The organism is Pseudomonas sp. Ant30-3, from assembly GCF_000690905.1.
Lineage (GTDB): Bacteria > Pseudomonadota > Gammaproteobacteria > Pseudomonadales > Pseudomonadaceae > Aquipseudomonas.
Genome location: NZ_JMCL01000052.1, coordinates 14,704 through 30,749 on the forward strand (window position 1 = coordinate 14,704; position 16,046 = coordinate 30,749).

The 16,046-nt window shown below is 59.6% G+C and carries 14 protein-coding genes; 11 read left to right on the plus strand and 3 right to left on the minus strand.

Features of this window, described 5'->3' with window-relative positions; all coding sequences use genetic code 11:
* Positions 1 to 269 precede the first annotated feature (269 nt).
* From DU29_RS0113260 to selO, 4 genes are all read left to right on the plus strand, one after another.
* Positions 270 to 1,895: a methyl-accepting chemotaxis protein gene (locus DU29_RS0113260; RefSeq protein ID WP_028622153.1), complete on the plus strand. Its 1,626-nt coding sequence runs from the start codon at positions 270 to 272 to the stop codon at positions 1,893 to 1,895.
* Between the two features lie 268 nt (positions 1,896 to 2,163).
* Entirely contained in the window at positions 2,164 to 3,906 is a 1,743-nt protein-coding gene (locus DU29_RS0113265) for a potassium/proton antiporter (protein WP_028622154.1), read from the plus strand.
* Positions 3,907 to 4,205: 299 nt separating this feature from the next.
* Positions 4,206 to 7,556 carry a mechanosensitive channel MscK gene (gene mscK, locus DU29_RS0113270; RefSeq protein ID WP_028622155.1) on the plus strand — a complete coding sequence of 1,117 codons (3,351 nt, stop codon included), beginning with the start codon at positions 4,206 to 4,208 and terminating at the stop codon, positions 7,554 to 7,556.
* Positions 7,557 to 7,605: 49 nt separating this feature from the next.
* Positions 7,606 to 9,069, plus strand: a complete 1,464-nt coding sequence (gene selO / locus DU29_RS0113275; RefSeq protein ID WP_028622156.1) for a protein adenylyltransferase SelO — start codon at positions 7,606 to 7,608, stop codon at positions 9,067 to 9,069.
* Between the two features lie 6 nt (positions 9,070 to 9,075).
* Here selO and DU29_RS0113280 read toward each other — a convergent pair whose 3' ends face one another.
* Together DU29_RS0113280 and DU29_RS0113285 are read right to left on the minus strand one after the other, a co-directional pair.
* Positions 9,076 to 9,438 carry a type II toxin-antitoxin system PemK/MazF family toxin gene (locus DU29_RS0113280; RefSeq protein ID WP_028622157.1) on the minus strand — a complete coding sequence of 121 codons (363 nt, stop codon included), beginning with the start codon at positions 9,436 to 9,438 and terminating at the stop codon, positions 9,076 to 9,078.
* Positions 9,438 to 9,707, minus strand: coding sequence for an AbrB/MazE/SpoVT family DNA-binding domain-containing protein (locus DU29_RS0113285; RefSeq protein WP_028622158.1), 270 nt, complete (start codon positions 9,705 to 9,707; stop codon positions 9,438 to 9,440). Before DU29_RS0113285 ends, DU29_RS0113280 begins: the two co-directional genes overlap by 1 nt.
* A 254-nt stretch (positions 9,708 to 9,961) precedes the next feature.
* Here DU29_RS0113285 and trxC point away from each other — a divergent pair, with 254 nt between their 5' ends.
* Positions 9,962 to 10,396, plus strand: coding sequence for a thioredoxin TrxC (gene trxC / locus DU29_RS0113290; protein WP_028622159.1), 435 nt, complete (start codon positions 9,962 to 9,964; stop codon positions 10,394 to 10,396).
* A 132-nt stretch (positions 10,397 to 10,528) separates the two neighbouring features.
* On the opposite strand, the gene DU29_RS0113295 is transcribed toward trxC, so the two are convergent.
* Positions 10,529 to 11,299, minus strand: coding sequence for a ParA family protein (locus DU29_RS0113295; protein ID WP_028622160.1), 771 nt, complete (start codon positions 11,297 to 11,299; stop codon positions 10,529 to 10,531).
* A gap of 349 nt (positions 11,300 to 11,648) precedes the next feature.
* On the opposite strand from DU29_RS0113295, the gene DU29_RS0113300 reads away from it, so the two are divergent.
* Genes DU29_RS0113300 through DU29_RS0113325 form a run of 6 tightly spaced genes read left to right on the plus strand, consistent with a single transcriptional unit; the run spans position 11,649 to position 15,885 of the window.
* A complete protein-coding gene (locus tag DU29_RS0113300) occupies positions 11,649 to 12,377 on the plus strand; it encodes a beta-ketoacyl synthase chain length factor (protein ID WP_033050478.1) in 729 nt (242 codons plus the stop codon).
* Complete coding sequence (locus DU29_RS0113305; protein ID WP_028622162.1) at positions 12,353 to 13,162, plus strand: lysophospholipid acyltransferase family protein; 810 nt, start codon at positions 12,353 to 12,355, stop codon at positions 13,160 to 13,162. Before DU29_RS0113300 ends, DU29_RS0113305 begins: the two co-directional genes overlap by 25 nt.
* Entirely contained in the window at positions 13,143 to 13,403 is a 261-nt protein-coding gene (locus DU29_RS0113310; protein ID WP_028622163.1) for a phosphopantetheine-binding protein, read from the plus strand. The genes DU29_RS0113305 and DU29_RS0113310 overlap by 20 nt, the downstream gene beginning before the upstream one ends.
* Before the next feature lie 9 nt (positions 13,404 to 13,412).
* A complete protein-coding gene (locus tag DU29_RS0113315) occupies positions 13,413 to 13,667 on the plus strand; it encodes an acyl carrier protein (RefSeq protein ID WP_028622164.1) in 255 nt (84 codons plus the stop codon).
* Complete coding sequence (locus tag DU29_RS0113320; RefSeq protein ID WP_028622165.1) at positions 13,664 to 14,209, plus strand: membrane protein; 546 nt, start codon at positions 13,664 to 13,666, stop codon at positions 14,207 to 14,209. Before DU29_RS0113315 ends, DU29_RS0113320 begins: the two co-directional genes overlap by 4 nt.
* Complete coding sequence (locus tag DU29_RS0113325) at positions 14,206 to 15,885, plus strand: acyl-CoA synthetase family protein (protein ID WP_028622166.1); 1,680 nt, start codon at positions 14,206 to 14,208, stop codon at positions 15,883 to 15,885. The genes DU29_RS0113320 and DU29_RS0113325 overlap by 4 nt, the downstream gene beginning before the upstream one ends.
* Positions 15,886 to 16,046: the final 161 nt, after the last annotated feature.

Genomic DNA, 16,046 nt, shown 5'->3' on the forward strand with positions numbered 1-16,046 from the left:
TTCCAGGCATTTTCAAAGGGCGCGTACGATAAAGAAAAGTCACCACGGTTGCCAGGGTTATTCGGGCGCAAAGCCTTGATTTTGCTGGCAGATGACGGATCTTGCGAACTTTAAAGACTGTGGTTGACCCATCTGGTTCCTGCACTTCGTCGCTGGGTCGTTCGTGCGACAAAAGCGCGCAGCACCTCAAGACTTTAGTTGCATGACCGATAAGTCCCCCATACGTAAGTCTCCAGCGTCGCACGGATGCGCCTTTTTTGGTAAACACCATGTCCCTTCGTAATATGAACATCGCCCCACGGGCGTTCCTCGGCTTTGCCTTGATTGGCGGCCTGATGCTGGTGCTGGGCGTGTTTGCGCTGAATCAGATGAGCAAAATCCGTGGCGCTGGCGAAGATATCGCCTTGATGAGTGTGCCGAGCATCAAAAGCCTTGATGAATTCACTCAACTGACGTTGCGCTTGCGCGTGCTGTCCTACCGCTTGCTGGTCAACCGCGAGCCCGACGTGCAGCAGAAAACCTTCGAACTGTTTGATATGCGCAATCAGCAGATCCGCGACGCGCAACGTATCTATGAACCGCTGATCGATGGTCCGCAGGAGCGCGCCGCGTATGATCAATACGTGCAGCTGCTGGCGCAGTACCGTCAACTCGAAGAGCGGATGAAAACGCTCTCGCGCAACAATCAGATCGATGAACTGCGCAGCATGCTGAACAGCGAACTGCTGTCCAACTCAGAGGCGGTGAACGCTGCGCTGGCGAAGCTGCTTGAAATCAACACGCAACAGATCAATGAAACCGACACCCTTGCCAGCGAGCAGTATTCGACCTCGCTGAATCTGGTGATCACCTTGCTGGTGATCGCCAGCGCCCTGACGCTGCTGTTTGCCTGGCTGCTGACCAACAGCATCACCAAGCCGATCGCCAAGGCGTTGAGCGCTGCCGAAGAAATCGCCGAAGGCGATCTGACCCGTCCGATTACGGTGGATGGCGACGATGAAGCCGGCCGCTTGTTGCTGGCCATGTCGAAAATGCAGGAAAAACTGCGCGACACGCTGCAACGGATTTCGGGCTCGGCCACACAACTGGCCTCCGCTGCTGAAGAACTCAACAGCGTCACGGATGAAAGCGCCCGTGGCCTGACCCAACAAAACAACGAAATCGAGCAGGCTGCTACTGCCGTCAACGAAATGACCAGTGCGGTGGAAGAAGTCGCGCGTAACGCTGTTAGCACTTCCGAAGCCTCGAAGAATGCCACTACCTCCGCCGGTGATGGCCGCGACCTGGTTCAGGAAACCGTCACCGCTATCGAGCGCATGAGCGCTGACGTGCAAAGCACCGCCAGCCTGATCGGCGACCTGGCCAACGAGTCCCGCGACATCGGCAAGGTGCTCGACGTGATTCGCGGCCTGGCGGATCAGACCAACCTGCTCGCCTTGAACGCTGCAATCGAAGCCGCGCGTGCCGGTGAAGCGGGTCGTGGTTTTGCGGTAGTGGCCGATGAAGTGCGGGCTTTGGCGCACCGCACTCAGCAGTCGACCAGCGAAATCGAACGCATGATCGGCAGTATTCAAAGCGGCACCGAGCACGCGGTGGATTCGATGCGCAACAGCACCGAGCGCGCCGAGTCGACGCTGAATATCGCCCGCGGCGCAGGGATGTCGCTGGACACGATCAACAGCGCCATCGTCGAGATCAACGAGCGCAACCTGGTGATCGCCAGCGCTGCCGAAGAGCAGGCGCAGGTGGCGCGCGAAGTGGATCGCAACCTGGTCAACATTCGTGATCTGTCGGTGCAGTCGGCGACCGGCGCGAATCAGACCAGTGCTGCGAGTAACGAGTTGTCGCGTCTGGCGCTGGACCTGAACAATATGGTTGGGCGATTCAGCCTCTGACAGCGCCTGTGTAGCAGCTGGCGCAGCCTGCGTCCGGCCCGGTATCAGTAACAGCACTCGGACGATTTATCTGAAAAATCCGCGACGCTGGTTGCAAGACTGCTGCGCAGTCGGACGCAGGCTGCGCCAGCTGCTACACGAATAGTCGTGCCACCGGTTTGCTGCAAAACCTTTTTGACAGCATCACATTTCAACAGGTTAGAATCGCTGGCACGCAGACTGCATGGTCAGTTCGTGCCCGCCCTTTCGGTTTTCTGGAGTAATGCCTTTGAATGCGACGACCATCAACAGCCTGTTCTTGATCGGCGCGTTGCTGGTGGGTGCGAGCATTCTGGTGAGCTCATTGTCCTCGCGTCTCGGCATCCCGATCCTGGTGATTATCCTGGCTGTAGGCATGGCCGCCGGCGTCGATGGCGGCGGGATCATTTTCGATAACTACCCCACGGCTTATCTGGTCGGCAACCTCGCGCTGGCGATCATTCTGCTCGACGGCGGCATGCGTACCAGGGTCTCGAGTTTCCGTGTGGCGTTATGGCCGGCGCTGTCACTGGCCACGGTCGGGGTGTTGATTACTACCGGGCTGACCGGCATGGCAGCCGCCTGGCTGTTCGACCTGAACATGATGCAGGGCCTTCTGGTCGGCGCCATTGTCGGCTCCACCGACGCGGCGGCAGTGTTTTCCCTGCTGGGCGGCAAGGGCCTGAACGAGCGGGTGTCCGCCAGCCTTGAAATCGAATCCGGCAGTAATGACCCGATGGCGGTGTTCCTCACCGTCACCCTGATCGACATGCTCGCCAGCGGCGAAACCGGTTTGCACTGGAACCTGCTGGTGCATCTGGTGCGAGAGTTCGGCATCGGTGGCGTGATCGGGTTGGGCGGTGGCTGGGTGATGCTGCAACTGGTCAACCGGATCAACCTCGCCACCGGCCTCTATCCGATCCTGGTCATCGCCGGTGGCCTCGTAGTCTTTGCACTGACCAACGCCTTGCACGGCAGCGGCTTCCTCGCGGTTTACCTGTGCGGTCTGGTCATCGGCAACCGCCCGGTGCGCAGCCGCCACGGCATGCTGCACATGCTCGACGGCATGGCCTGGCTGGCGCAGATCGGCATGTTCCTGGTGCTGGGCTTGCTGGTGACGCCGCATGATTTGCTGCCGATCGCCCTGCCCGCCCTTGGCTTGGCTTTATGGATGATTCTGTTCGCCCGCCCGCTGTCGGTGATGGTCGGTCTGCTGCCCTTTAAAGCGTTTCACGGTCGCGAAAAGGTGTTCATTGCGTGGGTCGGCCTGCGCGGAGCAGTCCCGATCATTCTCGCGGTATTCCCGCTGATGGCCGGGCTGCCGAACGCGCAGCTGTATTTCAACCTCGCGTTCTTTATCGTGCTGGTCTCGTTGCTGGTCCAGGGCACCAGCCTGCCATGGGTGGCGAAACTTCTGAAAGTGACCGTTCCGCCAGAGCCCGCGCCGATCTCCCGAGCCGCACTCGAAGTACACGTCACCAGCGAGTGGGAGCTGTTCGTTTATCGGCTCGGCGCCGAGAAATGGTGCATCGGTTCGCCGCTGCGCGAACTGAAAATGCCGGAAGGCACCCGTATCGCGGCACTGTTTCGGGGGCAACAACTGCTCCATCCGTCGGGTAGTACAGTGCTCGAAGTTGATGATTTACTGTGTGTTATTGGCCATGAACACAACCTTCCCGCCCTCGGAAAACTGTTCAGCCAAGCGCCGCAACGGGGCCTGGATTTGCGCTTTTTCGGCGACTTCGTACTCGAAGGAGACGCCCGGCTGGCCGAGGTTGCTGCCTTGTACGGGTTGAAGGTTGAAGGCATCGATGCGGACATGTCACTGGCACGCTTCATCGCCCAGAAAGTGGGCGGTGCGCCAGTAGTCGGTGACCAGGTGGAATGGAACAACACCATCTGGACGGTCGCGGTCATGGACGGGAACAAGATCGGCAAAGTGGGCGTCAGATTTCCCGAAGGAAGTCGCCCAGGCCCGGGCTTGTTCCTCTAAACTGGGGGGCGTGTTGACGTTTAATCACGGTCGCGCCCATCCCCGCAAAGCGCAAGACTAGGCATGAGGAGAGAAGTTTGGTTGCTCTAAATGAACGACGAATAACGACGGATTGCGCTTTGCGGGGCTGGGCCCTGCGGGTTGGAGCTGTGAGCGAGCCACACTGCGTTGCGGGACTTGGTAAGGAAACAACCCTTACCTTCGTCCCGCGCCTTGCGCGGATCGCTCACAGCTCCAACGCGATCCGCGATTAAACGTCAACACGCCCCCCCACTTCGCCTCGTTTTTGATCGGTCACTATGTCAACCCTGCGCAACTTTTTCATCATGGCCCTGCTGGGCCTGAGCCTGTCCGTCGGCCCCTTGCAAGCGGCCGAACCGCCCACCAGCGAATCCGTGCAAGCGAGCCTCGACAAGATAGGCGACCGCAAGCTGCCGGAAGCCGATCAGAAAGCCCTGCAAAGCGTTCTGCAAGGCACGCTGACCCAGCTCTCCAACCAGCGTGATTACGAGCAGAAGCTGGTGGCGCTCAAGCAGCAGCTGGCCACCGCGCCTAAACAGAACATCGAGAACCAGCGCGAACTGACTCGCCTCAAGGCCACCAGTGAGTTGCCCGTGGCGCAGCGTTATGCCAAGGAGTCGATTCAGCAGCTGGAGCAGATGCTGACTGAACGCTCGACTCAGCAGAGCGATGTGCAGAAGGCCCTCGCCGAGGCCAACAGCCTGGTCATCACTGCGCAGACCCGTCCCGAGCGTGCTCAAGCGGAAATCTCCGCCAGCCAGACGCGAATCCAGCAGATCAACAACCTGCTCAAGACCGGCAAAGAGAACGGCAAGACCTTGAGCGGCGAACAACGCGATCAGCTCAATGCCGAGCTCGCGGCGCTCAATGCGTTGATCCCCCTGCGTCGCCAGGAACTGGCCGGCAACAGCCAGCTACAGGATCTCGGCAACAGCCAGCACGATTTGCTCACGGAGAAATCCGATCGCCTGGACAAGGAAATCCAGGAACTGCAGACCCTGATCAACCAGAAGCGTCTGGCGCAATCTCAGGAAACGGTGACCCAACAGTCCATCGAAGCACAGAAGTCCGGCGGCAGCGCATTGCTCGCGACGGAAAGCGCGGCGAACCTCAAGCTGTCCGACTACTTGCTGAAAAGCACTGACCGCCTCAACGAAGTCACCCAGCAAAATCTGCAGACCAAGCAACAACTGGACAACGTGACCCAGAGCGATGCAGCGCTGGATGAGCAAATCAACGTGCTCAAGGGCAGCCTGCTGCTCTCGAAGATCCTCTATAAGCAGAAGCAGGCCCTGCCGAAACTCACGGTCGATCGTGACCTGGCGGACCAGATCGCCGACATTCGCCTGTATCAATTCGAAGTCAGCCAGCAACGTGAGCTGCTGAGCAACCCGGCGAGTTATGTCGACAACCTGCTGGCGTCGCAACCGCCCGAGCAAGTCACGCCGCAGCTGCGCAAAAGCCTGATGGAACTGGCCACAACCCGGGCCGACCTGCTGGAGCGGCTGAACCGTGAACTGAGCGCCGTGCTCAACGAATCGATCACGTTGCAACTCAATCAGAAGCAATTGCTGAGCACCGCGCAAAGCCTGCGCTCAACGCTGGACGAGCAGATGTTCTGGATTCCCAGCAACAAACCACTCGATCCGGAATGGATGCGCGGCGTACCAGAAAGGCTGGAGCGCCAGGTGACCACATTGCCGTGGGCATCCAGCTTCAGCGAACTGTCTGACGGCCTGACTCAGCGGCCACTGCTGTTCCTGCCATTGGCGCTGCTGATCGGTGCATTGCTATGGCGTCGCAAAAGTCTGTACGCACGTCTGAGCAAAATCCACCAGGACATTGGCCACTTCAAGCGCGACAGCCAGTGGCACACGCCGCAGGCGATTCTGATCAATATTCTGCTGGCGATGCCCGTCTCGCTCGGCCTCGCCCTGTGCGGCCTCGCGTTGCAAATCGACGCTCGCGGCCAGAACGCCAACATGGGCGCAGCGTTGCTGCAAATGGCGCAAGCGTGGCTGGTGTTCTATACCGCCTATCGCATCCTGGCGCCGGGCGGCGTCGCTGAATTGCACTTCCGCTGGGAGAAAGCCCAGGTCGAATTCCTGCAGGGCTGGGTACGCCGGCTCGGGCTGGTGGTGATGGCACTGGTGGCCGTGGTCGCCGTTGCGGAGTTGCAACCGGCAGCGCTGGCCGATGATGTGCTAGGCATGCCGGTCGTATTGATCTGCTACGCCTTGATGGCCTGGTTGCTCAGCCGTCTGCTGATCAGCAGCCCAACGCACCAGAACGCGTCGCTGTTCCGAAAAGCCCTCGGGGTCATGTTCACCGCGCTGCCGATCGCCTTGTTCGTTGCCGTGTGCTTCGGCTATTACTACACCGCACTCAAACTCAGCGATCGACTGATCAACACCCTCTACCTGCTGATGTTCTGGCTGGTCATCGAAGCTGCGTTCGTGCGCTTCCTCAGCGTCGCGGCACGACGCCTGGCCTATCAACGGGCACTGGCGAAACGTCAGGCGGCGAAAGAGGCCGGCGACGGCGAAGTGATCGTTGAAGAGCCAACCCTGGACATTGAAAAGGTCAACGAACAGTCCCTGCGCCTGATTCGCCTGGCATTGCTGGGCGGCTTCATCGCCGGTTTGTACTGGGTCTGGTCGGACCTGATCTCAGTGTTCTCGTACCTGGACAACATCACCCTGTACGAATACACCAGCGGCACTGGCGCCAACATGAGCATGGTGCCGATCAGCATCGGCGACATGCTGGGGGCGGTGATCATCATCGGCATCACGTTCGCTTTCGCCCGCAACCTGCCAGGCCTGCTGGAAGTTCTGGTGTTGTCGAAAATGAATCTGGCCCAGGGCAGCGCTTACGCGACGACGACCTTGCTCTCCTATGTCATCGCCGGCGTCGGTTTCGTCTCCACCCTGTCGACCCTCGGCGTCAGCTGGGACAAGCTGCAATGGCTGGTGGCGGCGCTCTCGGTAGGCCTGGGCTTCGGCATGCAAGAGATTTTTGCCAACTTTATCTCCGGCATCATGATCCTGTTCGAGCGTCCGGTGCGCATCGGCGACACGATTACCATCGGCAACTTGTCGGGCACGGTAAGCAAGATCCGTATCCGCGCCACGACCATCACCGACTTCGACCGCAAGGACATCATTGTCCCGAACAAGACGTTCATTACCGGCCAACTGATCAACTGGTCGCTGACCGACACCGTCACCCGCGTGACGCTCAAGCTCGGCGTGGATTACGGCTCGGACCTTGACCTGGTCAGGGAACTGCTGCTGAAAGCGGCCCGGGAAAACCCGCGCGTTTTGAAGGAGCCGGAGCCGCTGGTGTACTTCCTCAACTTCGGCGAAAGCACCCTCGATCACGAATTGCGCATGCACGTGCGTGATCTCGGCGACCGTAACCCGGTGCTCGATGAGGTCAACCGCTTCATCAATCGCGAGTTCAAGAAGCAACACATCAACATTTCGTTTCGACAGATGGAGGTTTATCTGAAGAACATGCAAGGCCAGGAATACAAGATGGTGCCCATTGAGTCGGAGAAGAAGACCATCGCGCCGGTGACTGACGCCGAGCCGCTGCAAGCGCCGCCGGCCACCAAGCTCGACTAACTGGCATATCCCCAGCAGAATGCTCGGACATTCTGCTGGGAGATGGCCCTTGAAAGCCCTCGACGAACTGACCTTCGATAATCGCTTCGCCCGCCTCGGCGATGCGTTTTCCACGCATGTACTGCCCGAGCCGATCGACAACCCGCGTCTGGTCGTGGCCAGCCCCGCTGCCATGGCACTGCTCGATCTCGACCCGGCCGTGGCTCAAAGCACAGAATTTGCCGAGCTGTTCAGCGGCCACAAGTTGTGGGCAGACGCGGAGCCGAGAGCGATGGTCTATTCCGGCCATCAGTTCGGATCCTACAACCCGCAGCTGGGCGACGGTCGCGGCCTGTTGCTGGGCGAGGTCTACAACGAAGCCGGCGAGCATTGGGACCTGCACCTCAAAGGCGCAGGCCAGACGCCATTTTCGCGGATGGGCGATGGACGTGCCGTGTTGCGTTCGTCGATCCGCGAGTTTCTTGCCTCAGAGGCGCTGCACGCGTTGAACATCCCGACCACCCGAGCGCTGTGCGTGATCGGCTCCGACACGCCGGTGTGGCGGGAAAAACAGGAACGTGCGGCGATGGTCCTCCGGGTGGCGCCGAGTCATGTACGCTTCGGCCACTTCGAATATTTTTATTACACCAAACGCCCCGAACAGCAGAAAGAACTTGGTGACCACGTGCTGGCTGCGCACTTTCCGGAATCCCTCGAGCAGCCTGAACCGTACCTGGCCATGTTCCGCGAAATTGTCGAGCGCAATGCCGAACTGATCGCCAAATGGCAGGCCTATGGGTTCTGCCACGGCGTGATGAACACCGACAATATGTCGATCCTCGGTATTACTTTCGATTTCGGTCCCTTTGCCTTCCTCGATGATTTCGATGCGCAGTTCATCTGCAACCATTCCGATGATCAGGGCCGCTATTCCTTCAGCAATCAGGTGCCGATCGGTCAGTGGAATCTCAGCGCTCTCGCTCAGGCGCTGACGCCGTTCATCAGCGTCGACGCCCTGCGCGAAACCCTCGGCCTGTACCTGCCGTTGTTCCAGGCCCATTACCTGGACCTGATGCGCCGCCGCCTGGGACTGACCATCGCCGAAGACGATGACCAGGCGTTGCTGGAAAGCCTTCTGCAATTGATGCAAAACAGCGGCGTCGATTACAGCCTGTTTTTCCGCCGCCTCGGCGATGAACCACCGGAACAGGCCATCGCGCGCTTGCGTGATGATTTTGTCGACATCAAAGGGTTTGATGCCTGGGGCGAGCGGTATGTCGCCCGGGTTTCCCGTGATGGCGAGCTTGATCAGCCGCAACGACGCCAACGGATGCACGCGGTCAACCCGTTGTACATTTTGCGCAACTATCTGGCACAGAAAGCGATTGACGCGGCGGAGGGCGGCGACTACTCCGAAGTGCGCCGCCTCCACGCGGTGCTAAGCAATCCGTTTGAGGAGCAGCCGGGGATGGACAGCTACGCCGAGCGGCCCCCAGAGTGGGGCAAGCATCTGGAGATCAGTTGCTCTTCGTGATGCGATTCAGTTCAGCGGATCGATGGCACTGACAACTCGCGCAACAATGTCCACCATCGTAACGTCGTCCAGACGCTCGATGAATTTGGCTGTGCCGTCACGAACTCGCTGCTCGATGTCAAAACTGCGCACTTGATTACAGACAGCGACACCGTTCGTCTCATGACCGGCAATGATCACCGCCAGACCCGTGTTTCGGGTGAAGCCCCCACCGCTGGTGACAGGGACCATCATGCTTACACCCAGTGCATTGATTTCAGCGGGTGTTATCACGACGAAGCGGTGTCGGTTCATCATCTCCCGACCTGCTACCGGATTGGGATCCACCCAGTAAACGTCACCGCGTTGTGGCGGCTGCCGACGAACCATCAACCCAATTCTCGACCAACAGGGCCGCCTTCTCTGCCCGCCGCTGTCTGCGCATTCAACTCAGCCATCTCTTCAGCGCCTTCGAGCAATTCTGCAAGGCTGTAGCGGTTGCGAGCAGGCTGTACAACCGGTCTGGCGATTAACTCGCCATTGACCACATTCAACTCCAGCTGCGCGCCGACTTCCAAGTGCAGAAGTCTCAGTAAGGTAGGCGGTAGCGTGATGACGGCGGCCCCGCCCTGGCGTCGAATTTTTGAGGTCACGGACATTGGATAACTCCTATCCGACGATTGAAAGATATCGATTTCTCGAAAAGTGCTACAAAAGTAGCATGCCGCGAAAGACAAATGTGAATACCCCATATAGAGAAAAGCAGCTTCAAGTAGCCTCCAGCGTAGCTTCTGACAGCGAATCCGCGGCCAGGAAATGTGAGCGCTTGCTACAAGAATGCTTGCAGGTTTGACCACACACGTTTTGACTTGAGGCCAGCCAGAAGGACCGCCCACTCAACAAGAGCCCAATCATGACCGACCCACTTCACATCCCCTGCCCCCACTGCAACGGCCTCAATCGCATTCCCGCCGCCCGCCTCGGCGACCATCCGAAATGCGGCCGCTGCAAGGCCGAAGTCCTCTTGAACAAACCCTTTGAGCTAACGCAAAGCGATTACGCCAGCCAGATCAAGGGCGATCTCCCGCTGCTGGTCGACGTATGGGCGGAGTGGTGCGGGCCGTGCAAATCGTTTGCGCCAGTGTTCGAGCAGGCTGCAGCGCAGCTGGCGGTCAAATGTCGGCTGGCGAAACTGGACAGTGAGGCGAATCAGCAGCTGTCGGCGCAACTGGGCATTCGCTCGATTCCGAGCCTGATTCTGTTCAGGAACGGCCGGGAAGTCGCACGCCAGAGCGGCGCATTACCGTTGCCGCAGTTGATGAGCTGGCTGCGCGGCCAGGGAGTTTAGGCAGATCCACTACCCAAAATGTGGGAGCGGGCTTGCTCGCGATGGCGGCGGGTCAGGTAACAACTGTGTTGCCACACCGGCCTCATCGCGAGCAGGCTCGCTCCCACAAGGGTTTGGGGTTACCAAGAGGAATCAGGCGTTTTCCAGCAGGTTGTGCAACTCCACAAACTGCTGAGTCAACTTGTGCCGCGGGTCCAGATGAATCAGCGGTGTGTTGGCTTGGTGTGATTCCCGCATGCGCACCGAACTGCCCAGATACACCGGCAACACCGGCAAGCCCTCGGCGATCAACTCGTCAAGGATCTGTTGAGGCAGGCTCGCGCGGGCCTGGAACTGGTTGACTACAATCCCTTCCACTTCCAGTCCTTCGTTATGGTCCTCCTTCAACTCCTCGATTTCAGCCAGCACGCCGTACAGCGCCTGACGCGAGAAGCTGTCGCAATCGAAGGGGATCAGCACACGATCAGCAGCAATCAGCGCCGACACCGCATAAAAATTCAACGCTGGCGGTGTATCGAGGTAAATCCGGTCGTAATCCTCATCCAGCTCTTCCAGCAACTTTCGCAGTTTGTTGATCTTGTGTTTCGCCTCGAGCTTGGGCTGCAAGTCGGCCAGCTCGGCGGTCGCGGTGATGACGTGCAGGTTGTCGAACGGGGTTTCGTAGATATCGACTTTGTTTTTCTTCGAGAAAGGACCGGAAGACAGTGTTTGCTTAAAGAAGTCCGCAATGCCCATGGGGATGTCGTTGCCGGTCAGCCCTGTCAGATATTGAGTGGAATTAGCCTGGGCATCGAGATCCACCAATAAGGTGCGATAGCCCTCGCTGGCGCTGACCGCCGCCAGATTGCAGGCAATGCTGGATTTACCCACGCCACCTTTCTGATTGAACACCACACGCCGCATGTCAGAACCTCCGTGCATCAAAGAATGCCCGAGTGTAGTAGTCCGAAGCGCCGCTTAGCTACCTTGACGGTATTCGGACTACAGAGTTATCGCCAATCTCACCTCATTCAGTTGAAAACTCGACGCGCATCTGAGGACCGTAGCTGACAGATTTCCTCGTAGAGATGTGGATAATGGCCAAACGACAGCTAAGCACCGAACAACCGATACATTTCGTTGAGCAAAATGTAACCAGCATTTGCTACACGCCTGCTGCACCGGGATAATGCGCGCCACTCGGCGCTTAGCGTCACGTCAGCTGAATCGCGGTTTTGCGACTCACTGCGTCAAAAAAGCCCGCAGGGGCGGGATGAATGCTTTGATCAACTTCAACATCGCCCAATGGCGCGCTTGGGCCCCTGGGCTCGAAAGCGTGGACGATTGGCAGACCTGGAGCCGACAACCGGTCGTGCTTCAGGGCAGCGATGCCGCCCCCGACGTCTCGTTTCTGCCGGCCATGCAACGTCGACGGCTCAGCCGTTTGGCGCGAATGGCGTTCAGTGTGGGCTGGCCTCTGGCCGATGGTCGCCACGACTTACCACTGGTCTTTATTTCCCGTCACGGCGAAACCCCGCGCACCTTCGAAATTCTCAGTGATCTTGCCGCCGATCAGCCGTTATCCCCCACACAATTCAGCCTGTCGGTCCACAATGCCGTTATCGGATTGTGGTCGATCATGCGCGGCGAAACCAGCGAAATGACGGCGCTCGCCGCGGCCGGTGACGGGCTTGAACACGGCGTGCTAGAGGCCGCCGCGCTGCTCGATGAAGGTGCTCCCGCAGTCTTGCTGATTGTGACTGAAGAGCAGCCGCCTGAAGCTTATTCGGCCTGGATCAATGACGTGCCGTTCCCGTACGCGGTGGCATTATTGCTCACCCCGGGCAACGACTGGCAGCTGTCCCTGAGCAGCACGCCTGCCGATATGCCTAGCGCGAACTGGCCCCATGCCCTGAATCTCTTGCGTACTCTGCTCGGCCAGCAGACCACCTGCCAACATGCCTGGAAAAAGCGCGTATGGACTTGGCAACGCAACCTGTAAACGGAAAAAACCGCGACGCCTACTACTGGCGTTTGCTGGCCACCGCCGCAAGCTTCACCCTGTTCGGGTTGGGCGGGCTGTGCCTGCGCCTGGTGATTTTCCCATTATTGAGTTGCTTCCCCGGGGACGCCCAGACTCACCGGTTGCGCTCACGCCGCACGGTCAGCCGCTGCTTCTGGTTTTTCGTCCGGTTCATGGCGCGTACCGGCGTACTGACTTACGACATTCAAGGCGCGGAAAAACTGGGCCGGCCTGGGCAGATGATCATCGCCAACCATCCGTCGCTGATCGACGTGGTCTTCCTCATCGGCCTGGTGCGCCACGCCAACTGCGTGGTCAAGCAGAGCCTCTGGGAAAACCCGTTCACTCGTGGCCCGCTGCGCTGCACCGAATACATCAGCAACGACGGCAGCATGGACATGCTCGACGCTGCGGCTGATGCGCTGAGAAGTGGCCAGACGCTGATCATTTTTCCCGAAGGCACCCGCACGCAGCCTGGCGAATCACCGGCCTTTCATCGGGGTGGCGCAGCAATTGCGGTGCGCGGTGCGAAAATCGTAACGCCGGTGATCATCAAGGTCAGCCCCACCACATTGACCAAGGCCGAACCCTGGTATCGGATCCCGAAACGACGCGTGCACTTCAGTTTTCGTGTCGGGGCCGATATAGATCCACAGGCCTTCGCTGCGCTGGGCCCTGCGCCACAAGCCTCGCGCAAGCTCAATGACTATCTGCATGACTACTTTACCAAGGAGCTCGCCGAAGATGAGCGATCTACACCGTGAAATCAAACAACTCATCATCGACGCTCTGGGCCTCGAAGACATCAACGCCGACGACATTGGCAACGACCAGACATTGTTCGGCGACGGCCTGAGCCTGGACTCCGTTGACGCGCTGGAACTCGGCCTGGCGATTCAGAAAAAATACGGCATCAAAATCGACGCCGACGCCAAGGACACCCGTAATCACTTCAGCAACGTGACGAGCCTTGCGGCATTTGTCACTGCAAAACAGGCAGCTTGAGACCGGACCATGCAAACTCGTGACGACATTTTCAATACCTTGCGCGATGCCTTGGTTGAACTTTTCGAGCTGGAGCCTGAACGCGTCAGTCTTGAATCCAACCTCTATCAGGATCTGGAGATCGACAGCATCGATGCGGTCGACCTGATCGACCACATCAAGCGTCAGACCGGCAAGAAAATTGCCGCCGAAGAATTCAAATCCGTGCGCACTGTCAGCGACGTGGTCGAGGCGGTCTACCGTCTGGTTCAACCGGCCGCATGAGCCGAATGATCGGCCTCGGCCTGCTGCTGGCGGGCCTGCTGTACCCCTTCGCGGTGTATTTCGGCATGGAACATTTCGCGCCGTGGCAGTTTGGTCTGCTGCTGGGCAGCCTGTGGCTGGCCCGTGCGATGTTCGGGGTGCGGCGGCCGGGCAGCTTGTGGATGGCACTGAGCGCGATCGTTTTCTGCCTGCTGCTGGCAGTGTTCAATAGCCCGCTGTTGCTGCGCTGGTACCCGGTGCTGATCAGCGCATTCATGCTGGGGCTGTTCGGTTTCAGCCTGAAATATGGCCCGCCAATGATCGAGCGCATGGCGCGCTTGCGCGAACCTCGCTTGCCGCAAAAGGCGATTGTCTACACCCGACAGGTAACAATTGTCTGGTGCGTGTTTTTCCTGTGTAACGGCCTGCTCGCCGCCGCCCTTACCCTGTGGGCGCCGCTGAGCTGGTGGATGTTGTACACCGGCCTGATTTCCTACGGACTGATGGGCCTGCTGTTTGCCATTGAATGGCTGATACGACAACGGGTACGAGGCCACCCATGAATTGGATAAAACTTGAGCAACTGTTGCTCAAGGCTCTACCGGAACGCGCCGTAACGGCCGAACCTCTGTTGGATCACGCCCAGCTGTGCGCCAAGGCATTGAGCCTGGCTGCCGGTCTGCGAGCCCAAGGTGTGCGGCGCATTGCCGTGCACTTCGAAGACGCCGCCGACCTGGCGATTGCCTTGCTGGGTGCCTGGCGCGCCGGGGTCAGCGTGCTGCTGCCTGCCGATCTGCAAGCCCGCACGCGCTTGCGCTGGTCGGAAGAAGTTGATCTTTGGCTGACCGATCAGGCTGATGACGCGCATTTGAGTGATTTCCTGCATCCGCCATTGCAGGCCGCCGCGCTCGATCTGGATTGCTGCGTACTGAGTCTGTGCACGTCCGGCTCCAGCGGCGAACCCAAGCGCATCGAAAAAACCCTGCGCCAACTGGCCAACGAGGTTGAAGCGCTGGAGCAGTTATGGGGCGCTGAGCTCGCCAACGCCTGCATCATCGGCAGTGTGGCGACCCAGCACATCTACGGCCTGCTGTTTCGGGTGTTGTGGCCCCTGTGCGCCGGACGCACATTCGTTCGCAAGCAACTGGCTTTCCCGGAAGATCTGCAGCGCGCCAGCCGCGAACATCCGGCATTCGCCTGGGTCGCCAGCCCGGCACTGCTCAAACGCATGGGCGATAACCTCGACTGGCCGGCATTGAGCGCCGTCAGCCGGGTATTTTCTTCCGGCGGCGCATTGCCGGCCGAGGCGGCACACAGTCTTCAGCAACGCTTGCAGCAGTGGCCGACGGAGATTCTCGGCAGCTCTGAAACCGGTGGCATTGCCTGGCGCCAGGGCGACGAACTCTGGCAACCCTTCGCAGGCGTTGAATTGAGCCAGGACGCCGACGGCGCGCTACTGATCGCCTCCCCTTACTTGCCGTCCGGCCATGTCGAGCACACAGCGGACGCCGCGCGCATTCAAACTGATGGCCGCTTCCAGTTGCTGGGCAGGCTCGACCGAATCGTCAAACTGGAAGAAAAACGTATCTCGCTGCCCATGCTGGAGCAGGCGCTGGCGGACCATGAATGGGTCGCCGAGGCGCGTCTGGGCGTGGTGCAGGAGAACCGCGCCTCGCTCGGGGCGTTGCTGGTGCTGAGCGAGTCGGGCCTGCATGCCCTGCGCAATCAGGGCCGACGCACCCTCACCGAGGAACTGCGTCAACATTTACGCCAGCATTGTGAAGCCCTCGCGTTGCCGCGTCGCTGGCGCCTGCTGCGGCAGCTGCCGTTGAACGCTCAAGGCAAATTGCCCCAGGCCGAGGTCGAGGCCCTGCTGCTGGCGCCGCGTCCGCAAACACCGGAAGTGCTGCAACAGATTGAAGCCGAGGGCGAATGGAATCTGCAGATCACCGTGCCGCCAGACCTTGCGTATTTCAGCGGCCATTTCCCGCAGACGCCGGTCTTGCCCGGCGTCGTCCAGGTGGATTGGGCGCTAAACCTGGCTCAGCGATTGATGACGCTACCCGGGAAGTTCGCCGGCATGGAAGTCCTGAAGTTCCAACAACTGGTACGCCCAGGCGACGAGATCCAGCTGCACCTGCGCTTCGACGCCAGTCGCAACAAGCTGTATTTCTCCTACCGCAACGAGATGGCCACCTGTTCCAGCGGACGCATTTTGCTGGAGGCCGCCCGTGACTGAGTCGAGCCCCTCTGTAGCAGCTGCCGAAGGCTGCGTCCGAGCGCGAAGCGGTCGCCATTCGGCGCTCGTCATACTTCGAAATAATCGGCGCGATGTTGAAGCGAGCGCTGCGCACTCGGACGCAGGCTTCGCCAGCTGCTACAAGGGCGGGGTGCGACGTT